Consider the following 22,394-nt stretch of genomic DNA (forward strand, 5'->3'; position numbering starts at 1 on the left):
CTGGATGAGGCAATTTCCGGGGATGATGAAGGATGCGGCAGATGATAGGGAAAGGCGTGGCGCTGGCGGGAATGCTGTGCGTACTGCCTGTGTTTGCACATACGGTAATACTGGAAAGTGGCCGCCTTCACTTACGGGGGCAGCTCGTCAATGGTGCCTGTACGGTCGCTACCGACAGCCAAAATTTGCGGGTGCAAATGGGGCAGTATCGCACCAATGCTTTCTCCGGGACGGGAAGCTTTGCCTCGACCAGCGTGCCGTTTTCACTGCGCTTAACGTCATGCAGCTCCGATGTTTACGACCACGTTGGGATTGCGTTTGCAGGTGTGACACCAGCAGAAGATCCGCAGGTTTTTCTTGCTAGTGGTGATGCGTCTGCGGCTTCGGGGATCGGTCTGGCGTTATTTGATGAGCGCCAACAGCAAATTATTCCGAATGCGCTGCCGCTTCATTATGCGCCGATTATAACGCAAGAGATGACGTTTCATTTCACTGCTCGTTATCGGGCTGTCTCGGAAAATATAACGCCGGGAACGCTTCGTTCAGACGTGTGGTTTACGTTGGTTTATCCCTGATTAATTTCCCAACGATAATCACACCAAAGGTATTTGTAGCTATGTTTAATTATCTAAAATCAGGTTTTATCCTTTTACTGGCCTTATTTTCTGCTGCCAGTGTTCAGGCTGCCGGAGGCATTGCATTAGGCGCCACCCGCGTTATTTATCCAGCCGATGCCAAACAAACGTCCCTGTCTATTAGCAATAGTGATACCAAAGAACGTTACCTGGTCAATTCATGGATCGAGAATAGCGCAGGCGTTAAAGAAAAATCGTTTGTGGTTACGCCTCCGCTGTTCGTCAGCGAACCCAAAAGCGAAAACACGCTGCGTATCATCTATGCAGGTGTTCCGCTGCCCAAAGACCGTGAATCGCTGTTCTGGATGAATGTGAAAGCCATTCCGTCAGTCAATAAAAACAGCCTTGAGGGTAAAAACGTTCTGCAACTGGCGATTCTGTCCCGCATCAAGCTTTTTGTCCGTCCGAATAATCTGCCGCAAATTCCGGAAGATGCGCCCGGGATGCTGAAATTTTCCCGTACCGGCAACCACCTGAAAATCAATAATCCGTCAGCGTATTACGTCACCTTGGTCAATCTCAACGTGGGGAAAACGAAGGTTGATAACGTGATGGTCGCGCCGAAAAGTGATGCGCAGGTCCTGCTACCAACGGGCGTTCAGGGCAACGTCACGTTCCAGACGGTCAATGATTATGGTGCCGTGACTCCGGCCCAAACGGTTAGCGTGCGTTGAGATAACGATGAATAAGACAACGTATTTTCCTGGCCTGTTACCGGGGGTTACGCCACCGCTGGCGGGGGTGGCGTTGTCCACGCTGGCGGCGCTCTTTCCCTCTTTAAGCCATGGGGAAAGCTATTTTAATCCGGCCTTTTTATCTGCGGATACGGCAACCGTGGCGGATTTATCACGTTTTGAAAAAGGCAATCATCAGCCTGAAGGTGTTTATCGTGTGGATATCTGGCGCAACGATGAGTTTGTTGCTACTCAGGATATTCGTTTTACGAGCAGTGCGGGAAAAGCCGGGGAGAAGTCTGGTGGGCTGATGCCGTGTTTTGGACTCGACTGGGTGAAGCGCCTTGGCGTCAATATCGCTGCATTTCCGGCACTCAGTAAGGATCCGAACGATACCTGCATCAATCTACCGGAGGCGATTCCAGGCAGTGAGATTGCATTTGATTTTTCTACCCTGCGCTTAAACGTCAGCCTGCCGCAGGCGTCAATGTTAAACAGCGCGCGTGGCTATATTCCGCCGGAGGAGTGGGATGAAGGGATCCCGGCTGCGCTGGTCAATTACAGCTTTACCGGCAGCCGCGGCAGTGACACTGACAGCTATTTCTTAAGTATGCTCAGTGGCCTGAATTATGGCCCCTGGCGCTTGAGAAATAACGGCGCATGGAGCTATTCCAAAGGTGACGGATACCACTCACAAAGCTGGAAAAATATCGGTACATGGCTTCAGCGCGCGATTATCCCGCTGAAGGGTGAACTGGTGATGGGCGACAGCAACACCGGCAACGACGTTTTTGACAGCGTCGGATTTCGTGGGGCGCGGCTCTATTCCTCAGACAGTATGTATCCCGACAGCTTACAGGGCTACGCGCCAACCGTTCGTGGCATTGCGCGTACCGCAGCGAAACTGACCATTCGTCAGAATGGCTATGTGATTTATCAAAGCTATGTGTCACCGGGCGCTTTTTCGATAGCCGATCTCAACCCGACGTCATCCAGCGGTGACCTTGAGGTGACGGTGGACGAAAAGGACGGCAGCCAGCAGCGCTATACGGTGCCGTACTCCACGGTTCCCTTGTTACAACGAGAAGGGCGTTTCAAATACGACGTGGTTGCCGGGGATTTTCGCAGCGGCAATAGCCAGCAATCTTCACCGTTCTTTTTCCAGGGAACATTAATTGCCGGGTTACCAGAAGGCTACACCGCTTATGGCGGTACGCAGCTGGCCTCACGTTACACCGCGGTAGTTTTAGGCACCGGCCGAAACCTGGGGGACTGGGGGGCGGTTTCTGTGGATTTAACCCATGCGCGCAGTCAACTGGCGGATGACAGTACGCATCAGGGGCAGTCTTTGCGTTTTCTGTATGCAAAATCGCTGAACAACTTTGGTACAAACTTCCAGCTGTTGGGATATCGCTACTCAACGCGCGGCTTCTATACCCTTGATGACGTCGCGTATCGCAGCATGGAAGGGTATGAATACGACAGCGAAGGCAATCGCCACGACGTGCCCGATGTGAAGAGTTACCACAACCTGAGTTACAGCAAAAAGGGCCGCTTCCAGATTAACATTTCGCAGAACCTGGGAGACTACGGCTCGCTGTATGTTTCGGGGAGTCAGCAAACGTACTGGAATACCTCAGACACCAATACCTGGTATCAGGTGGGCTATGCCAGCGGTTGGCAGGGAATTAGCTATTCACTCTCCTGGTCGTGGAATGAATCGGTAGGCATCTCCGACACTGACCGTATTCTGGCATTCAATATGTCAGTGCCGTTCAGCCTGCTAAGTGGACGGCGCTACTCGCGTGATAACGCACTCGATCGCACCTACGCCACTTTTAATGCCAACCGCAACAGCAACGGACAAAACAGCTGGCAGAGCGGGATCGGCGGTACATTACTGGATGGACGCAACCTGAGCTACAGCGTGAATCAGGGGCACAGCAGCACCAACGGTTACAGCGGAAACGCCAGCGCCAACTGGCAGGCGGCTTATGGCACGCTGGGCGTGGGATACAACTACGATCGCGATCAACATGACTATAACTGGCAGCTCTCCGGCGGCGTGGTGGGGCATGCGGACGGTATTACCCTCAGTCAGCCGCTGGGGGACACCAATGTGCTGGTTAAAGCACCTGGCGCGCAGGGTGTGCGGATAGAAAACCAGACCGGCGTGCAAACCGACTGGCGCGGATACGCGGTGATGCCGTATGCCACCGTTTATCGCTATAACCGCGTCGCGTTAGATACCAATTCAATGAACAACAATACCGATGTGGAAAATAACGTTAGCAGCGTCGTGCCAACGCAAGGGGCATTGGTGCGAGCAGCGTTTGATACACGTATCGGCGTGCGGGCGCTGATAACCGCGAAATATGCAGGTAAACCTGTGCCATTTGGATCCGTTGTGCGTGAAAACACCAGCGGCGTGACCAGTATGGTGGGCGAAGACGGACAAATCTACCTGAGCGGCTTACCGCTAAAAGGCGAATTGCTGATCCAATGGGGGGAAAGCGCTAACGCTCGCTGCGTGGCGCACTATGCCTTGCCTGAGGAGAGTCTGAAACAGGCGGTGACGCTCACGAACGTGACGTGCGAATCTCCAACGGCGCGACAGGAATAATACGATGAAACGACAAACAGGTTTGTTACTGGGAAGCGCTTTACTGCTGATGGCTCATTCGTCCTGGGCGACGGTCTGCCAAAACTCGAATGGCACACCAACGGATGTTTTTTACGATCTGTCGAACGTCTTTAACAGCAGCAATAATCAGCCGGGGCAGGTGGTGACGTTACCGGAAAAATCGGGCTGGGTTGGCGTTAATGCCACCTGTCCGGCTGGGACAACGGTGAATTACACCTATCGAAGCTATGTCACTGAACTTCCGGTTCAAAGTACCGAGGGTGGTTTTCAGTATCTGAAGCTCAATGACTACCTGCTGGGGGCCATGAGCATCACCGACAGCTATGCCGGGTTGTTTTATCCTCCGCGAAATTATATCCGTATGGGCGTTGACTCGAACGTTTCGAAGCAGAAGCCTTTTGGCGTACAGGATTCAAACCTGGTGTTTAAACTCAAAGTGATCCGCTCGTTTATTAACATGGTGCCGATCCCGCGCCAGACCATGTTCAGAGTCTATGTCACGACCAGTACCGGAGATGCGCTAAGCACGCCGGTTTATACCATCAGCTACAGCGGTAAGGTGGAGGTTCCACAAAACTGTGAGGTGAACGCAGGGCAGATTGTCGAGTTTGATTTTGGCGATATTGGCGCATCGTTGTTCAGCAAGGCGGGGGCAGGAAACCGTCCCGAAGGCATTAATCCGCAGACCAAAACGGTGGCGATAAAATGCACCAACGTCGCCGCACAGGCCTACTTAACCATGCGGGTAGAGGCCGAGAAAGCCTCCGGGCAAATGATGGTATCGGACAATCCTGACTTAGGGTTCATTGTCGCCGACAAAACCGGTAGACCGCTGACGCCCAATAATCTGTCCAGCACGATCCCATTTCAACTGGATGATAACGCCGCGGCAAACGTGAGTATTCGGACATGGCCGGTCAGCGTGACGGGGAATAAACCTACCGAAGGGCCTTTTACTGCCCGTGGCTATCTGCGAGTAGATTATGACTAACAAGCAAACGCCAACTTCATGGGCGCTTCTGGTGATGCTGCCCATACTGACATTCAGCTCGTTGTGCCATGCGTCCTCATCGCTGGGCGAAATCAATATTGAACTGCGCGGAAACGTGGTGGACTTTACCTGTGCGGTGATTGCCAGCGACAGCAATAAGTCGGTTGAATTGGGCACCTGGCCAACAAAGCAGTTACAGACCAGCGGGGATACTACCCAACCAGTCGCGTTTACGCTGAAGCTGGAAGGCTGCCCGCCGGGATCCGCGTCAATAACGTTTTCTGGTACTCCGGCCCCCGGTACGACGTTGCTGGCGCTTGATGACGCGGTGATGGCGCAAAAGGTGGCGATCGAACTGCATGACAGCGACCGTACGCGATTACCGCTCGAGCAGGCCAGCCAAACCGTAGGGATTGATGAGAACGGCAATGCCACGCTGACCTTTTTCGCCAACTATATCGCGTTAGCAGACGGGGTTCAGCCTGGCCTCGCCAGGGCCGATGCCACATTTATGATTAACTATAACTAATCAATGCGCGGATAAAACGCTCCCGAACGAAGTCTCGCCGGGAGTGCTATTACATTAATTCATGCATTTTTGCGTAATCGATCAGCTCAACGATAGTATGTAAGCCGAGTTTGGCGTAGATGTTAGCTTTGTGAGCACTAATCGTTTTATTGCTGAGTAACAGCTGCTCAGCAATTTCCTTATTAGAAAGGCCATTTGCCAGATAACGCAAAACCGTAACTTCGCGATTAGAGAGCGGCATGTCATTCAATACACCTTTTTTCATATTTATATTGTTAATGAAGTTAAGGGTGTCTGAAGGGAAAAAAGAATATCCCGATAAAATCATTTTTACCGCATTGTAGATATCATTCAAATCCTTTCGTTTACTGACAAAACCATTTGCACCGGCCCGGATAGCACGCCCGGCATAAAAAGACTCCGATTTGGAGGAGAGAAACAGCACCCGAGTATTCTCCTGCAGAGACTTTATTCTCTTGAGTAATGTAAATCCATCTGAACCAGGTAGTTCAATATCCAGAATGACAAGATCGACAGGGTAAGTGCGCAGGTGCTCTATTGCCGTACGGCTGTCATCGGTCTTCAACACAACCTGGATATTACTGTTTTTTTCAAGTAGTACTTCTATCGACATTCTGACAATAGGGTGTTCGTCCATAATGATAACGGATGCTGGTTTCATTGTTGTATGCCTCAAACTGTATGCGTATCTTGATAATTTTATAAAACATCAGGCGTTATAATATTGTCAAATAGCCAAGGGTTGTTCTGAGGGAGAGTCGAATAAATATTATTTCATCCTTGTTTATTCGGTTGCTCTTCTACAGAACAATGAATTTGTGGAAAATCCATTTCACACTGGGAAAACTAACAATTAATCAGAAAACTATGGGGATTATACCTGCTCTGTTCTTTCGGAAAAGGCTTACAACATTCAGGTTGTTAATGTCAGTTAGGATGTTCTAAAAGATCCAGATGTGTTAATGACTATTGGCATTATTTTACTGCTGTTTGAATTATGGCGGAGTGAAAAAAATTTTTAAATGGTAAAAACAATACAATAAACTAATTGTTTAGGATTTGTTAAGGTGGGAATGACGCTATTTGTGCTGATATGCACAGAATCAGTATGGTTTACTGGGGTGGTGGAAGTTAGCATAATACCAGGAATAGTTGTAAATATTAAATAGTTGTGAAATTTAGATCTTTTATCTCATATAAAAATAAGTAATTTCCTAAAAAATCTTATGGCACATAGGGTTAGGGTGTTAAATTAAATGAGCAGAGGTAACGCTGAGGCGATGTATCAGGTGCAAAAAACGCTGCCGGTTTGCTAAGCCCAGACGCGCAATCAGCTGGTTCAGGCGATAGATGATACGGTGGTAGGGGCGAGCTTGTAACAAAGCAATCTCTTTTAAGGAGTTACCTTGTAAGAGTAATTCCACCATCTCCCAATCAAGCTGGTTTATGTGCCTGGAGTGAATATAGTTAAGGACTGGCGACAATAAAGCGCGGCGCATCTCCGGGAGGCGCAGGCTACGTGACAAGATATAAAATGGACCGGACAGAGAAATAAAAGGGATTAGGTCTTCATCGTGGCGGGAAAGTAATATGAAGATTTGGATGTTATTCCGCGGTTTAATTAGCTGGCGCAGATACTCCAGAACATCAAAATAAGAGATTGTTAAACCTTCCATATCAACCACTAACTGACTAATTACCGACTCTCGCAGGCTGATTTTGGCCGATTCAATGCTCTGGAAGATCGCGGTACGTGCTCCTGAAAATAAATGTCGACCCAGTGCATAGGCCAGATAGTAATCTGTCGTAATAATCGCCTGAGATATAGTGTCACTCGGTAATGTGTATTCGAGTTTTTGCGTCAGATACTCAAGTTGGTCAAATACCTGTGATGTGTAGTGAGGATATTGCCAGGTACAGTTAGTGTTTCGTATACGGCGATGTCGATCCCGGCGTTTTGCGCTGTGCATCCTTTTCCATTCCATTTCTGTTGCGGCAGGTCTGGATAAATTGCTGGCTATAAACATCCCTGACCCAAATTTTCTCCAGCGTAAAGGCGAGCTTCCTTGTGCTGTTGGGTTTCAATGCTTCAGCAATCATCAGACTGGCAATTGCGTATCCCATCAGAATAATCTGCCGGAAGTTTTCTGATGTCTTACTCAATGCCCAAAAAGTCGTTTTATCCAGTTCAACCTCTCTATGGGATTAGATAAAATATTACCGGGTGTGTCTTTCTGTTACCCCGGAAATAGTAAGCCAAGATTATTCTGGCAGCATGGAGATAGGTACAGTAGGTGCCGATACTTAATTGGTGATGAGATTTTTCTCAATAAAAAATCAGGCAGAGAGATGCCACCTAATTTTGTAGAAAGTTCAGATGCGCCCGGATGTATCTTAAGAATTGCTGATCGTTTTTCACATGCAGCTTTTTCATAATGCTGCGACGGGTGGCTTTAGCCTGAATTTCGCTTACCGAGAGCAAGTGAGCCGTTTCGGCTAAGGTATAGCCGCTGGCGAGAAACATTAAGAACTGACGTTCTTCGATAGAAAAGTTGCGAGTGGTGCAGTAATGGCAGATAGTTGCGGGCACGTTGTTGCGCAGCGCACGTTTTTGCAGGATGAGGACTAATTTTTTAGTCATTTCCTCAACGTCATCTTCCCGATAGATCAGTGGCAACATGTACAGGCAGGGCCGGAACATCAGCTTATCTTTATCGTTTCTGTTGCAGATGACAACCCGGTGTTGGCGGCGGGTATGGACCGGAATCTGATAGCAATCGGCGCTGAGCCAATCTTCATCCAGGGAAATAAACGCGATGTCAGCGCGATCAATATCCTCGACAGGCAAAAAGCAAATCTCCTGATGCCACTGATTTGCCAAATGGGAGATGATAATTTTTAGTCCATGTTCGAAGTGACTGTTTTCTTCCTTGATGGCGATACTTAACATTAAAGAGTTCCTGAACCGCTGGAGGGGTAAGGGAATGTTAAGCAAAATCATAAATATTCTAAATACATGTATCCCTAAATCTGGCGTTTCGTGGGCTGAGTTGTTACCAGGCGATTTCCTGGATACCCTTGAACAAGCAGAAAAAAACAACATTCGTTCACTTCGCCAGCAACTGAAACAAAAGGCATTGACTCAGCAGGCGCTGACCGTATAATTCACGCGTTTCATCTGCATGAAGTAATCACTTCGCAATGCGCCCTTAGCTCAGTTGGATAGAGCAACGGCCTTCTAAGCCGTAGGTCGTAGGTTCGAATCCTACAGGGCGTACCATTTAAAGTTAGTCCCTATGCTCAGCTTCAACGTACCGTTACGCGCGGGACGGTTTTTCTTTTTCCAGCCAACGTTCTACCTCATAAAGACTTTGTTGGATCTCCTCTCTGAGTGAAAAATCACCCAACGGCTGCTGTTCAAGTGCTGCACACATCGTGCTGGCTGAGCGCATTCCCATGCTGGCGCAGCTGCTTTTTAGCTGATGCATCAGACGTTTTATCTGCTCGTCGTCATGTGCTGCGCGGGCAGCGTCAATCTCATCTAATACAGGAAGAGTGTGTTGCTTAAAGAGCGCTAACCATTCGTGCACCTTTTGCCACCCCATAACCTGGATATCTCCAGCCAATTGCTGAAAATCTAACCGTTTGTTGTTATTTTCTGATGCAAGCGGGAGAGTCGCACTACCGTGCAGATAATGCGTAATAAGTCGACTGAGTTCATCCCGGGGGACTGGTTTTTGAATAATCCCAAGGAACAGGGTGCTGGTTCTTTGGCTTAGCGTTTCGTCGATGACGTGCGCGCTAAAGCCGATCAGGTTAAGTGCCGGATAGTCGTGGGCTAACTGCTGTGCCAGCGTGATCCCGTCGATATCAGGAAGATCGAAATCAACCAGAGCAGCATTGTAGTGTGTATCTTCCTGCAATATTTTTAGCGCCTCAGCGGCACTGCTGGCAGCAGTAACCTGTGCGCCATTGAGGATGAGCATTTCAGTACTGATACGTTGTGTAAGAGGATTATCCTCGATAAGCAATAAGCGTAAGCCCTGTAACGATATGGAGCGTTGTGCGGGTTTCATGATGGGCATCGTGGTTGCCCGCAATGGCAGACGCAGCTGGAAACAACTCCCGACGCCGGGTGTGCTGGTGACGCTCAGCTCTCCCTGCATTGCCTGGGCAAGACTGGCGCTGATGGTTAGTCCGAGTCCGGTTCCACCTCGTTTACTGCTGACCTGAACAAACGGCTGAAAAATATCGTGCTGGCGGGCAGGGTCAATTCCACATCCCGTATCTTCAACCTCGATGTACCAGTTTTTGCCCTCACATCGGCTACGCAGGATGATGTGTCCCCGATCGGTAAAGCGTAGTGCGTTGTTTAATAAATTAGTAATGATTTGCCGGATGCGGCGCGGATCGCCACGCAGGGAAGCGGGAACATCATCGGCAAAATCCGCAACCAGCACGACCGGGCGACCGGCAACGCGGCTGTTCATGAGTTGAAGCGTACTTTCCAGCAAGGGGTTGGGTTCAAAAGGCTCATCGCCTATCGCCACATTTTTTCCACCGGCTTCGATGGCGGAATAGTCCAGGATATCGTTGAGGATGGTCAGCAGAGACTCGCCCGAATCGGTGATTGCGCGTAGATTTTCCCGATGCTGTGCCAGGGAGGGATTGTCTGAGAGCAACTGCGCAGTGCCGAGGATACCATACAGCGGGGTGCGTATTTCATGGCTCATGGCGGCAAGAAACGCCGATTTTGCCTGGTTAGCTTTTTCAGCTTCTGCACGGGCCTGTCGGTGTTCAGATACCATAGAACGCAGCTCGGCGGTGCGAGCTTTAACCTGTGCGGCCAGATGTTCGCGATGGCTATTGAGGGCGTGAACGCTGCCGCGAAAGGCATCCATCAACCGCCCGATGGTATCCAGTTCACGAACGCCTGCGGTTTCCGGGAATGGGGAGTCAATATCCCCCTCCAGCAGACGCTGTAACGCCTGGGTTTGCTGTGCCAGTGGTCGAGTGACTGAGCGATAAACCACACGCCAAAGTATAAGAATCAGCAAACATAATGACACGCCACTTAACAGCAGCAGCAAGTGTTGCCCGCGCTGGCTGGCCTGTTTGAGATGCGCCAGTCCACTTTGATTACGCTGGCCGATGGTTTCCACCAACTGGCTGACTTCGCTACTGAAACGGGTAAATTGCTCGATATTATTCTGCGATAAGATCTGCAATTGGGTCGTGATGTCATTATCCTGGCGATACAGGGACAGCAGCTCAACATAACGGCTAATCGTATTGACGGTGTTGGCCACCTGAATGCGCACCACGGGATCTTCAATACGTATTTGTCGGCGCTGAAGTACTCTGACGGCGGCATTCAACTGGTTTTCCAGCGCAGCCAGGTTATTCTGCGCCTGGTTATTCCCCAGGTTCATGACCATTTGCTGCACGCGTAGCGCACTCAGGCGCAGTTCATTCATCTGGTTATAATATTCCAGATCGATATCGATGAGCCTGTCCAGCGCGTGTTCAGCGGCCTGCCCCTGATGGCTCTCAATCAAATCATAAATGCTGGCCTGTGTCGCACCCGCCGACGTGGCGGCATTACTTGCCTGTCCGCGTGCCATTTCGGCAACGTCGGCGGTGGCCTCAATAATTTGCTGGCTGAGTTGTTGCTGTTGAGTGCGTAATTTCAGGCGTTCGCCAACCATCTCCCCCTGGTGGCTTAACGACCGGGCGATTTCTTTCTCCTGCTGTTCAATGGCAGAAGTATCAAAGCCCTGTTCTCGAAGGGTTCTGAGTAATGTGGTTATTTTCAGGCTCTGGGCGGTTAGCATTCTCCCCTGAGCCAGCCACATATTTTCATTGTCTGCGGTGGTCAGATTTTGTGCGGAAAACAGTTCCCAGGCACTGGCCTCGCTGAGCTGGCGCGCCATATCCATGGTTGGAATTAGCGCCTGGGTATTGGCCTGCTCAACCTGGCTGACAAAACGCAGGTTATACCAGCCTGTCAGCGTACTGATGAGAGTCAGTGCCGCCATCAGCGCAAAGCCTATCCACAGTCGTTTGGTCAGAGATAAATTCACTGTCTGGTCGCCACAGATTAAAAAGGTTGAGTCCAAAAGAGGAAAGCAACTAGGATAAAGCCTTATCAATGTTGAGGCTATCATGCGCGTATTGGTTTTCCTGTTAATCACGCTTTTTCCCGGTTTGAGTCATGCGGCCGGGTCCGCATTGCTGCGCTGGCAGGATACGCAGCAGGCAGTCCCGGAACTGCAATCGGACGTTACTGCAAACAAAGTCTGGAAACTGTGCGCACTGTATCCCAGCCTGAAAGACTCCTATTGGCTTTCCGTGAATTACGGCATGCTTGAGGCGGCGAGAAAATACGGGGTAAGTCTGAAGGTGTTAGAGGCGGGAGGGTATCGTCAGTTCTCCACGCAAAAAACACAAATCGCCCAGTGCCAGCAATGGGGAGCAGATGTCATATTGCTGGGTAGCAGCACGACGACCTTCCCGGATCTTTCCGCGCAGGTAGGCGCGTTGCCGGTCATTGAGGTAGTGAATGCGATACACGATCCGACGGTGAAAGCTCGGGTCGGCGTTCCGTGGTTCCAGATGGGGTATCAGCCGGGCCGCTATCTGGTCAAGTGGAGCGGCGGCAAACCGTTAAAGGTTCTGCTATTGCCAGGACCTGATGACGCCGGAGGTAGCCGCGAAATGGTGGCAGGATTCCGTCAGGCGATTGCCGGTAGTCAGGTGAACATCGTGGATGTGGCGTTGGGGGATAATGATATTGAAGTTCAGCGCAACCTGTTGCAGGAGATGCTTGAGCGTCACCCGGATGTCGATGTGGTTGCCGGTACGGCAATTGCTGCGGAAGCGGCGATGGGAGAGAAGCGGAATCCGGGGACGTCGCTCACCGTGGTCTCTTTTTACCTGTCGCATCAGGTGTATCGCGGACTTAAACGCGAAAGAATCATTATGGCTGCCAGCGATCAGATGGTCTGGCAAGGTGAACTGGCGATTCAACAGGCGATCAGGGTACTACAAGGGCAACCGGTACCGGAAAATATCAGTCCGCCGATCCTGGTGCTCACCCCGAAAAATGCCGACAGCCAGCATGTTCAACGCTCGCTGTCTCCTGGCGGGTTCCGTCCGGTTTATCTGTATCAGTACACGTCGGCCGCTAAAAAATAACCTTCACCGTGCTGCGTCACCAGTAAATCAGCCCGTAGCTTGTGGCGCAAACGGCGGATCAGTACATCTACGGTGCGTAAGTCTGGATTGTCTACCCGTCGTGCCGAAAGCATACGCAGTAAACGTTCGCGGCTGAGAATTTCCCCCGGATTGGTGACAAAGGCGACCAGCATTTCATACTCGGCGCGGGTGAGTTTGATCGTCTCATCGCCCAGCTCCAGGGTATGCCGGGAGACATTCAGACAGTATCCGGCAAACTGATAGCAGTTATCTTTGGTCTCCGGCTGTGCCTGGCGGGCAAGATCGATACGCCAGAGCAAATTTTTAACCCGAACCACCAGTTCACGTAGCTCCAGCGGCTTGGTGACATAATCATCAGCGCCCATTTCCAGGCCAACGATCCGGTCAATTTGATCGCTACGACCTGTCACCAGAATGATCCCCACCGTTGAGCGTTCGCGCAGGGCGCGGGTCAGCATTAAGCCATTTTCGTCCGGGAGGTTGATATCCAACAGAATGAGATCGACAGGATGTTGTGACATTATTTCACGCAGACCAGCTCCGCTGGCGGTGACAGAGACATGATAACCTTCCTGTTCAAAATATGCCTGTAACCTCGCCTGGGTGACGGGTTCATCTTCAACAATGACAATGTGATGCGGCATCTTGATGGCGTTCTCTTTCTGTTCATATCTGTTCACATTGTGCCGTAAGCCATTCATCCTGACCAGTGTTGCTGTTCACATTTGAGAAATAAGATCCTCTGTAACTAAACCATATGATTACAGGGGCTATTATGCGGAAACTATGGAGGGCGCTGCTCAGACCGAGCGCACGTTGGTCAGTGTTGGCGCTGGTCGTTATCGGGATTGTGGTCGGTATTGCGCTGATCGTCTTGCCGCACGTTGGTATTAAATTAACGAGTTCTACCGAGTTTTGCGTGAGCTGCCACAGTATGCAGCCGGTTTACGAAGAATATAAACAGTCTGCGCATTTTCAGAATGCCTCCGGGGTGCGCGCAGAATGTCATGACTGCCACATTCCATCCGATATTCCAGGCATGGTGAAACGTAAGCTGGAGGCCAGCAACGATATTTACCAAACCTTTGTTGCCCACTCTATTGATACTCCAGAGAAATTCGAAGCCAAACGCGCTGAGCTGGCGGAGCGCGAATGGGCGCGAATGAAGGAGAACAACTCCGCGACCTGTCGTTCTTGTCATGACTATGATGCGATGGACCACGCGAAACAACATCCTGAAGCTGCGCGCCAGATGAAGATTGCGGCCAAGGACAACCAATCCTGTATCGACTGCCATAAAGGTATTGCACACCAGCTTCCCGATATGAGCAGCGGTTTCCGCAAGCAGTTTGATGAGTTACGCGCCAGGGCGAACGACGATGGCGAGACGCTCTACTCTCTGGACATCAAACCTATTTATGCCGCCAAAGGTGATAAAGAACCTGCAGGCTCACTGCTGCCCGCTTCTGAAGTGAAAGTGTTAAAGCGTGATGGTGACTGGCTGCAAATTGAAATTGTGGGCTGGACCGAGAGTAATGGGCGTCAGCGCGTGTTGGCGCAACTGCCGGGCAAGCGCATTTTTGTGGCTTCCATTCGTGGTGACATCCAGCAGCACGTGAAGACGCTGGAGCAAACCACCGTTGCGGAAACGAATACGCCATGGAGTAAATTGCAGGCCACTGCCTGGATGCAGAAGGGCGATATGGTCAACGATATCAAACCTATCTGGGCTTATGCCGACTCGCTCTATAACGGAACCTGTAACCAATGCCACGGTGCACCAGAGAAAGAACACTTTGATGCTAACGGTTGGATTGGCACGTTGAACGGCATGATTGGATTTACCAGTCTGGATAAACGTGAAGAACGTACCTTGCTGAAATATTTGCAGATGAATGCCTCTGACACTACGGATAAGCCGCATGGCGATAAGGGAGAAAGCAATGAAAAATAACGATCTCTTTCAGGCATCGCGCCGACGTTTTTTGCTGCAACTGGGCGGCTTGACCGTAGCTGGTATGTTAGGGCCTTCGCTGCTCACGCCGCGTAGCGCTAGTGCTGCAGAGGTGCAGGGGGCAGGCGTCAAAGAGGGGATTCTGACCGGTTCTCACTGGGGGGCGATTCGTGCCACCGTGGTTGACGGTCGTTTCATTGAGGCCAGGCCGTTCGAGCGCGATAAATACCCGTCAAAAATGATTGCCGGACTCCCGGATCACGTACATGGTGGAGCGCGTATTCGCTACCCGATGGTCCGCGTGGACTGGTTGCGTAAACGCCATCAGAGCGATACCTCGCAACGTGGAGATAACCGCTTTGTGCGCGTTTCGTGGGATGAAGCGCTGGATTTCTTCTATCAGGAGCTGGAGCGCATTCAGAAGACTTATGGTCCGAGCGCGCTGCTAACGGCCAGCGGCTGGCAATCGACCGGGATGTTCCACAATGCTTCCGGGATGCTGGCACGTGCCATTGCGCTGCATGGCAACAGTGTGAGTACGGGGGGCGACTATTCCACCGGTGCCGCTCAGGTCATTCTGCCGCGCGTGGTGGGTTCAATGGAGGTATATGAACAGCAGACCTCCTGGCCACTGGTACTCGAAAACAGCAAAACCATTGTGCTGTGGGGTTCTGACCTTATCAAAAACCAGCAGGCGAACTGGTGGTGCCCGGATCATGATGTCTACGAATACTACGAGCAACTGAAGGAAAAAGTGGCTCGGGGCGAGATTTCGGTCATCAGCGTTGACCCGGTCGTCACCTCGACTCATGACTACCTGGGCCGCGACAAGGTTAAGCACATCGCCGTAAACCCGCAGGCTGATGTGCCACTACAGCTGGCGCTGGCACACACGCTGTATACCGAGAAGCTCTACGATAAGCATTTCCTCGAGAACTACTGCGTTGGGTTTGAGCAATTTCTGCCTTATCTGCTGGGAGAAAGTGACGGACAGCCTAAAGATGCTCAGTGGGCGGAAAAAATCTGCGGGATTGATGCTGAGGCAATCCGTGAACTGGCTCGGCAGATGGCGGGGGGCAGAACGCAAATTATTGCTGGCTGGTGCGTGCAGCGTATGCAGCATGGGGAACAGTGGGCGTGGATGATCGTAGTGCTGGCCTCAATGCTTGGGCAAATTGGCTTACCCGGCGGGGGATTTGGCTTTGGCTGGCATTACAACGGCGCGGGCACCCCAGGTCGTAAAGGCGTTATCCTGAGCGGATTTTCTGGTTCTACCACCGTTCCACCGGTACATGACAGCACCGATTATAAGGGCTACAGCAGTACCATTCCGATCGCGCGTTTTATCGATGCGATTCTGGAGCCCGGCAAGAGCATTAACTGGAACGGTAAAACCGTCAAGCTGCCACCGTTGAAGATGTGCGTTTTTGCCGGGACCAATCCGTTCCATCGTCACCAGCAGATCAACCGTATTATTGAGGGCTGGCGTAAGCTGGAAACCGTTATCGCCATCGACAATCAGTGGACTTCGACCTGTCGATTCGCCGATATCGTATTGCCGGCGACGACCCAGTTTGAACGTAACGATCTCGACCAATATGGCAACCACTCCAACCGCGGCATTATCGCTATGAAGCAGCTGGTGCAGCCGCAGTTTGAAGCGCGTAATGATTTCGATATTTTCCGCGATCTTTGCCGCCGCTTTAACCGTGAAGAAGCGTTCACCGAAGGGCTGGATGAGATGGGTTGGTTAAAACGGATCTGGCAGGAAGGTAGCCTGCAGGGGAAAGGGCGCGGCGTCCATCTCCCGGCTTTCGACGTTTTCTGGAATCAGCAGGAGTACGTTGAATTCGAACATCCGCAGATGTTTGTCCGTCATCAGGCCTTCCGCGAAGATCCCGACCTTGAACCTCTGGGGACGCCGAGCGGTTTGATCGAGATCTATTCGAAAACTATTGCCGATATGCAATATGACGATTGCCAGGGGCATCCGATGTGGTTTGAGAAAATCGAACGTTCACACGGTGGGCCTGGATCGCAACGTTGGCCGCTGCATCTGCAATCCGTCCACCCGGATTTCCGTCTGCACTCACAGCTCTGCGAGTCCGAAGCGCTGCGTAAGCATTACGCGGTAGGTGGCAAAGAACCGGTGTTTATTAACCCGCAGGATGCCAGCGTCAGGGGGATCCGCAACGGCGATATAGTTCGTGTATTTAACGCGCGTGGACAAGTGCTGGCCGGCGCGGTTGTCTCCGATCTCTACTCGCCGGGCGTGGCGCGCATCCATGAAGGTGCCTGGTACGATCCTGATAACGGTGGAGAAATCGGATCGCTGTGTAAATACGGCAATCCGAACGTGTTAACCCTAGATATCGGCACGTCTCAGCTGGCGCAGGCGACCAGTGCGCATACTACGCTGGTGGAAATTGAGAAATATACCGGTAAGGTGGATAACGTGACGGCGTTCAGCGGCCCGATAAAAATGGTGGCGCAGTGTGAATATGTCCCGGCACAGAAGGTGACGTCATGATGAAACACACCTCCCTGACGACAGAACAGATGGCCTGTGTTTATGCATGGTTGGCGCAAATGTTTTCCCGGGAGCGTGACGGTGAGGGATTAGCGCAATTGCAGTCCAGCGAAATGACTGAGTGGTTCACCGTACTCAAAGGTGAACCGTCGCTTGAGGCGGATGTTCTTTTGCTGGAAGCGAAAATTGCCGCGCTCAAGGTACGTGAAGACGCTACCCTGGAACTGGCGGCAGATTTTTGCAGCCTGTTCCTGATGTCGGATAAACACGCCGCGTTACCCTATGCGTCGGCTCATCTTGAAGAAGGGCCAAACTACGGGGTCATTAAACAACTGTTATCTGATACGGGCATGCAGGTAAGCGATACGTTTAGCGAATCAGCCGATCATCTGGCGATTTTTATCGAATTGCTGAGTCATCTGCATTTTTCTCTTGGTGAGCCAGGAGGGAGCCGTCAGCGTATTGATGCGTTGCGCAGAGAAACGCTGGCGGGGCTGTTACGCTGGTTACCGGAGTTCACCGCTAAATGCCGCCGATATGATGACTTTGGTTTCTACGGTGCGTTGAGCCAGCTGCTGCTGGCATTTGTCAGGCTGGATCATCAGAACTGAGTGATGGCCTGAGCCACAGAAAAACGGGAGCACATTCGCTCCCGTTTTAACCTTATCACCGCACAACCAGCACCGGGCATTTCGCGTGGCGGACTACGGCTGCCGCCGTTGAACCCAGTAAATAAGTGCTAAACCCCGGCTTGTGTGAGGCGATGACGATAAGCTCGGCGTCAACCGCCTCCGCCAGCTTGAGGATCTGATCCTTCGGCGGGCCGTAAACAACGTGGGTCTGTGTCCTGCCGGCAGGAATATTGAACTGCTTAATAATCTCTTCGAGTTTTTCGCTGGCCTTGGCCTGCAGACCACTTCTGTCCGGAAATTCGGTAGAGTAGGCCAGTCCCAGCGAGGCATAGAACGGAACGGTAGGAATAACTGCTAAAAAGTGGACCTTCGCGGTTTTGGCATGCGCCTGGACCTGCGGCACAACATGACGAGTGAGATCGGCTTCAGAGATATCAATGGGCACCAGAATTGAGCGATACATATTCACTACCTCCTGTTTGTTTTACCTCTACCCTGAGTGTAGCGAAAGTTGTTTCTGTATAATAAGTGACCAGATCAAGAATGTGTGCATCAGTTCGGGCCAATGAAATGTGTGTGTGTCGTATGTCTGGCCGTAATGTATATGTGAGCGAAATAGTAAGACAGGTATCTTCATTAATACGTGTAATCGCAAAATAGAAAAGGGTTCTTTTTTATATGCTTTCATTGTATATTTAATTATATAGCGAGTGTTAACGCGGGATTAACTTCAGCGACTTTTACTGTTTATAGAGTTTTTATTCTGAAGTTTGTGTGGTTAATGGATAATCAAACCTTGCATATAGAATAAAACTCTAATTTTAAACGAAATTTTATATTTACATTTCATTCTCACTAATTATGCGAGCCCCTTCAAACTTACCCATTGGCTGATTCTTATTTCTCTCTTTTCTTGATGAATATCAATAAATAGCTGCTTTAGGATATTTATTGTCTACCTCTAAAAGGGTATTCGTCTGATGGAAATAAAAGATGAGAAAAATAAATAAAACTATCCTATGGACGATGCTGCTGTGCATTGTTCTTGGCGCAGTTATTGTTTTGGCGGGGCAATGGACATTACATAAAACCTCGAGTACAGAATTCTGTTTGTCTTGCCATACGATGCAGGCGCCCTACGAAGAATATACCGGCTCGGTTCACTTCCAGAATCAGAAAGGCATTCGCGCAGAGTGCGCGGACTGCCATATCCCGGAGGGCGGTCTGGATTTTCTGGTGGCTAAGCTGCGGGCCACAAAAGATGTTTATCATCAGTTCATCACCAAAAAGATCGATACCCCGGAAAAATTTGAAGAACACCGTCTGGAGATGGCGCAAACCGTTTGGGCACAGCTCAAGGCTAATGATTCTGCGACCTGCCGTAGCTGCCACAGTATGGACTCCATGGATCTTGCCGCACAAAGCGCGGATGCTCAGAAGATGCACAAAATGGGCATCGCGGAAAAGCAAACCTGTATTGATTGCCATAAAGGCGTCGCCCATTTCCCACCTGAAATAAAAATGGATGACAGCGCGCTTAAAGGGCTTGAAGCGCAGTCAGCCTCCACCCCAGCTTCAGCAACTGAACTTTATGCTGTAAGCAACACCGCGTTGGGCGATCTGGGAACCGTTTACCCGGCAACTAAAATGCAGGTCCTGAAAACAACGGACAACGCGCGACTGGTCGAGATTCGCGGTAGCCAGATGCAAGGAAGTGAACAGGTTATTTACTACGCAGCAGGGCAGCGTTTGATTCTTGCCAGCCTGAGTGAAAAAGGTCAACAGTCGCTGAAGATCCTCTCCGACTGGAAAAAAGATGACTACGGCAATGCGTGGCGAGATGTCGTGCTACAGGGGGAATGGAGCGGTTCCGCTCTCGCCAGCCGCGAACCAATGTGGGATTACGCGCGCAAACTCGACAATGTGTACTGCGCAGGCTGTCATGCGCCAATTCCGGCGAATCATTTCACGCTCAACGCCTGGCCTTCAGTAGCCAAAGGGATGGGCGCTCGCACCAATATCAGTGAAACCGAACTGGATATCCTGAGCCGTTACTTCCAGTACAACGCTAAAGACATGAATAAATAAGCGATCAATCAGGAGAAATCATGAAACTCACAAGACGTGACTTTATTAAGACGGCTGGCGCGGCAACCGGGACAATGGCGATTTCTTCGGTGATCCCAATGCCAGCCTGGGCCGAAGGCCAGAATGGCGGAGCAATCCTGACGGCAGCACGTTGGGGTGCGGTATACGTGGAAGTAAAAGACGGAAAAGTGGTTTCCTCAAAAGGTGCGTTGCCGAAAACGGTGCCGAACTCATTACAGCAAACTGCGCCAGATCAGGTTCATACCAATATCCGCGTTAAGTATCCGATGGTGCGCAAAAGCTATTTGGAAAACCCGGGTAAAGCGGATGGCAAACGCGGTAACGATCCTTTCGTGCGGGTCAGCTGGGAGCAAGCGCTGAAGCTCATTCATGAACAGCACAGCCGGATCCGCAGCAGCTATGGTCCCGCTTCGATATTTGCCGGTTCTTATGGCTGGCGATCCAGCGGCGTTCTGCATAAGGCGCAAACCTTACTGCAACGTTATATGAGCATGGCCGGTGGCTACGCTGGGCATACCGGAGATTATTCAACCGGTGCCGCGCAGGTGATCATGCCTTATGTTGTGGGATCGGTTGAGGTCTATGAGCAGCAAACCACCTGGCCGATGGTGCTTGAGCACAGTCAGGTCGTGGTGCTGTGGGGGATGAACCCGCTCAACACCCTTAAGATTGCCTGGAGCAGCACGGATGAACAAGGGATCGAATACTTTAATCTGCTGAAGAAATCAGGGAAAAGCGTCATCGCCATCGATCCGATGCGTTCTGAAACTATCGAGTTCTTTGGTGATAATGCGACCTGGATTGCGCCACATATGGGGACCGATGTGGCAATGATGTTAGGGATTGCCCATACGTTGGTGAAGAAAAACCTTCACGACAAAGCCTTCCTGGAAAAATACACTACCGGATATCCGCAGTTTGAAGAGTACCTGCTCGGCAAGAGCGATAAAGTAGAGAAAACCGCCGAGTGGGCATCTGGCGTGTGTGGCGTGCCTGCTGAGCAACTGGAAAAGCTGGCGGAAATTTTCTCCAGCAACAAAACCATACTCATGGCAGGTTGGGGGATTCAGCGCCAGCAATACGGTGAGCAAAAACACTGGATGCTGGTGACTCTGGCGGCGATGCTGGGGCAAATTGGTACCGAAGGCGGCGGCTTCGGGTTCTCTTATCACTATTCCAACGGCGGTAATCCAACGCGCATCGGTGGAGTCTTACCGGCGATCTCCGCCAAAATTGAGGGTGGGTCATCGGCAGGTAATGACTGGGCGGTTTCCGATGCGGTGACCAGCCTGCCGGTAGCGAGAATTGTCGAGGCGCTGGAAAACCCAGGCGGCAAATATCAACATAACGGTAAAGAGCAAACCTTCCCGGATATCAAAATGATCTGGTGGGCGGGCGGCGCTAACTTTACCCATCATCAGGATACCAACCGCTTAATCAAAGCCTGGCAGAAGCCTGAACTGGTTGTCATCTCTGAATGCTACTGGACCGCTGCGGCCAAACACGCCGATATCGTTCTGCCAATCACCACCTCGTTTGAGCGTAACGATCTGACCATGACCGGTGATTACAGTAACCAGCATCTGGTACCGATGAAGCAGGTCATTGAGCCGCAGTTTGAAGCGCGTAGTGATTTTGACGTCTTTGCCGATCTGGCTGAGATGCTCAAGCCGGGGGGGAAAGCTGTCTACACCGAAGGCAAAGATGAAATGGCGTGGCTGAAGCAGTTCTATGACGTCGCGCAAAAAGCCGCCCGCGCCCAGCGTGTTGCCATGCCTCAGTTCAACGCGTTCTGGCAGCAGAATAAACTGATCGAAATGCGTGAGAATGAAAAGAATAACAAATATGTGCGCTACGCGGATTTCCGCAGCGATCCGGTGATGAACGCACTCGGAACGCCGAGCGGCAAGATAGAAATCTACTCGAAAACGATTGAAGGCTATCAGTATAAAGACTGTCCGCCGCATGCGTCCTGGATTGAACCGGATGAATGGAAAGGAACTGCGGATAAAGATCAGCTGCAGCTACTGACGGCGCACCCGGCACATCGTCTGCATAGTCAGCTGAACTACGCGTCGCTACGTAAAGAGTACGCGATTGCCAATCGTGAACCGGTGACGATTCATCCGGATGACGCAAAAGCCAGAGGGATTGCCGAGGGCGATCTGGTCCGCGTATGGAATGCTCGTGGACAGGTTCTGGTTGGGGCGCACGTCAGCGACGGCATCAAACCGGGCATCATCTGTATTCATGAAGGCGCATGGCCGGATATTGAAAACGGTATCTGTAAAAATGGCGGCGCGAACGTGCTGACGGCGGATATCCCGACTTCAAGACTGGCGAACGGCTGTGCCGGGAATACCAGCCTGGTATACGCAGAAAAATACACCGGTGAAGCGCCAAAACTCACCGTCTTTGATGAGCCAGCAATTGTCACCATGTAGTGATGACTGATAA

The 22,394-nt window shown here is 51.0% G+C and carries 18 protein-coding genes and 1 tRNA gene; 13 read left to right on the top strand and 6 right to left on the bottom strand.

Annotated elements, in window-relative coordinates; translation table 11 throughout:
* Nucleotides 1-41 precede the first annotated feature (41 nt).
* Genes fimI through sfmF form a run of 5 tightly spaced genes read left to right on the top strand, consistent with a single transcriptional unit; the run spans nucleotide 42 to nucleotide 5,473 of the window.
* Nucleotides 42-575: a type 1 fimbrial protein subunit FimI gene (gene fimI / locus OGY33_RS03045; RefSeq protein ID WP_048214759.1), complete on the top strand. Its 534-nt coding sequence runs from the start codon at nucleotides 42-44 to the stop codon at nucleotides 573-575.
* A 41-nt stretch (nucleotides 576-616) separates the two neighbouring features.
* Nucleotides 617-1,309, top strand: coding sequence for a type 1 fimbria chaperone FimC (gene fimC / locus OGY33_RS03050; protein WP_008784004.1), 693 nt, complete (start codon nucleotides 617-619; stop codon nucleotides 1,307-1,309).
* Between the two features lie 7 nt (nucleotides 1,310-1,316).
* The gene (locus OGY33_RS03055) at nucleotides 1,317-3,932 is read left to right on the top strand and encodes a fimbrial biogenesis usher protein (protein WP_191238786.1); all 2,616 of its coding nucleotides are present in this window, start codon (nucleotides 1,317-1,319) and stop codon (nucleotides 3,930-3,932) included.
* A gap of 4 nt (nucleotides 3,933-3,936) precedes the next feature.
* Entirely contained in the window at nucleotides 3,937-4,944 is a 1,008-nt protein-coding gene (fimH, locus tag OGY33_RS03060) for a type 1 fimbria D-mannose specific adhesin FimH (RefSeq protein ID WP_048214757.1), read from the top strand.
* 34 nt (nucleotides 4,945-4,978) lie between these two features.
* On the top strand, nucleotides 4,979-5,473 hold the full coding sequence (gene sfmF, locus OGY33_RS03065) for a fimbria assembly protein (protein WP_103015051.1): 495 nt from the start codon (nucleotides 4,979-4,981) through the stop codon (nucleotides 5,471-5,473).
* Nucleotides 5,474-5,522: 49 nt separating this feature from the next.
* Here sfmF and fimZ read toward each other — a convergent pair whose 3' ends face one another.
* The 3 genes from fimZ to fimW all read right to left on the bottom strand — a co-directional run bounded on the left by fimZ (nucleotide 5,523) and on the right by fimW (nucleotide 8,444).
* The gene (fimZ, locus tag OGY33_RS03070) at nucleotides 5,523-6,155 is read right to left on the bottom strand and encodes a fimbria biosynthesis transcriptional regulator FimZ (protein WP_003831119.1); all 633 of its coding nucleotides are present in this window, start codon (nucleotides 6,153-6,155) and stop codon (nucleotides 5,523-5,525) included.
* A gap of 586 nt (nucleotides 6,156-6,741) precedes the next feature.
* Nucleotides 6,742-7,464, bottom strand: coding sequence for a fimbria biosynthesis regulator FimY (fimY, locus tag OGY33_RS03075; protein ID WP_191239030.1), 723 nt, complete (start codon nucleotides 7,462-7,464; stop codon nucleotides 6,742-6,744).
* 386 nt (nucleotides 7,465-7,850) lie between these two features.
* On the bottom strand, nucleotides 7,851-8,444 hold the full coding sequence (fimW, locus tag OGY33_RS03080) for a fimbria biosynthesis transcriptional regulator FimW (RefSeq protein ID WP_008784010.1): 594 nt from the start codon (nucleotides 8,442-8,444) through the stop codon (nucleotides 7,851-7,853).
* A 34-nt stretch (nucleotides 8,445-8,478) separates the two neighbouring features.
* Between fimW and OGY33_RS03085 the strand changes: the two genes are divergently transcribed.
* A complete protein-coding gene (locus OGY33_RS03085) occupies nucleotides 8,479-8,658 on the top strand; it encodes a hypothetical protein (RefSeq protein WP_191238785.1) in 180 nt (59 codons plus the stop codon).
* A gap of 39 nt (nucleotides 8,659-8,697) precedes the next feature.
* Nucleotides 8,698-8,774: transfer RNA gene (locus tag OGY33_RS03090), tRNA-Arg, on the top strand.
* 37 nt (nucleotides 8,775-8,811) lie between these two features.
* On the opposite strand, the gene torS is transcribed toward OGY33_RS03090, so the two are convergent.
* Nucleotides 8,812-11,577 (bottom strand): TMAO reductase system sensor histidine kinase/response regulator TorS, encoded by a 2,766-nt coding sequence (gene torS, locus OGY33_RS03095; protein WP_191238784.1) that lies wholly within the window; start codon nucleotides 11,575-11,577, stop codon nucleotides 8,812-8,814.
* An 82-nt stretch (nucleotides 11,578-11,659) separates the two neighbouring features.
* Here torS and torT point away from each other — a divergent pair, with 82 nt between their 5' ends.
* The gene (gene torT, locus OGY33_RS03100) at nucleotides 11,660-12,691 is read left to right on the top strand and encodes a TMAO reductase system periplasmic protein TorT (RefSeq protein WP_191238783.1); all 1,032 of its coding nucleotides are present in this window, start codon (nucleotides 11,660-11,662) and stop codon (nucleotides 12,689-12,691) included.
* Here torT and torR read toward each other — a convergent pair.
* A complete protein-coding gene (gene torR, locus OGY33_RS03105) occupies nucleotides 12,664-13,356 on the bottom strand; it encodes a two-component system response regulator TorR (RefSeq protein WP_020996565.1) in 693 nt (230 codons plus the stop codon). The genes torT and torR overlap by 28 nt on opposite strands.
* Before the next feature lie 131 nt (nucleotides 13,357-13,487).
* Between torR and torC the strand changes: the two genes are divergently transcribed.
* The 3 genes from torC to torD are packed head-to-tail and all read left to right on the top strand — an operon-like array spanning nucleotide 13,488 to nucleotide 17,807.
* Entirely contained in the window at nucleotides 13,488-14,666 is a 1,179-nt protein-coding gene (gene torC / locus OGY33_RS03110) for a pentaheme c-type cytochrome TorC (protein WP_003831126.1), read from the top strand.
* Nucleotides 14,656-17,196, top strand: coding sequence for a trimethylamine-N-oxide reductase TorA (gene torA / locus OGY33_RS03115; RefSeq protein ID WP_191238782.1), 2,541 nt, complete (start codon nucleotides 14,656-14,658; stop codon nucleotides 17,194-17,196). Before torC ends, torA begins: the two co-directional genes overlap by 11 nt.
* The gene (torD, locus tag OGY33_RS03120; RefSeq protein ID WP_103015047.1) at nucleotides 17,193-17,807 is read left to right on the top strand and encodes a molecular chaperone TorD; all 615 of its coding nucleotides are present in this window, start codon (nucleotides 17,193-17,195) and stop codon (nucleotides 17,805-17,807) included. Before torA ends, torD begins: the two co-directional genes overlap by 4 nt.
* A gap of 55 nt (nucleotides 17,808-17,862) precedes the next feature.
* Here torD and uspF read toward each other — a convergent pair whose 3' ends face one another.
* Complete coding sequence (gene uspF, locus OGY33_RS03125) at nucleotides 17,863-18,291, bottom strand: universal stress protein UspF (protein ID WP_003831130.1); 429 nt, start codon at nucleotides 18,289-18,291, stop codon at nucleotides 17,863-17,865.
* Nucleotides 18,292-18,821: 530 nt separating this feature from the next.
* On the opposite strand from uspF, the gene OGY33_RS03130 reads away from it, so the two are divergent.
* Together OGY33_RS03130 and OGY33_RS03135 are read left to right on the top strand one after the other, a co-directional pair.
* Nucleotides 18,822-19,916: a NapC/NirT family cytochrome c gene (locus tag OGY33_RS03130; RefSeq protein ID WP_191238781.1), complete on the top strand. Its 1,095-nt coding sequence runs from the start codon at nucleotides 18,822-18,824 to the stop codon at nucleotides 19,914-19,916.
* Nucleotides 19,917-19,936: 20 nt separating this feature from the next.
* Nucleotides 19,937-22,381, top strand: coding sequence for a trimethylamine-N-oxide reductase 2 (locus OGY33_RS03135; RefSeq protein WP_191238780.1), 2,445 nt, complete (start codon nucleotides 19,937-19,939; stop codon nucleotides 22,379-22,381).
* Nucleotides 22,382-22,394: the final 13 nt, after the last annotated feature.

It is taken from the genome of Citrobacter sp. Cpo032 (genome assembly GCF_030332975.1).
GTDB classification, from domain to species: Bacteria; Pseudomonadota; Gammaproteobacteria; order Enterobacterales; family Enterobacteriaceae; genus Citrobacter; species Citrobacter portucalensis.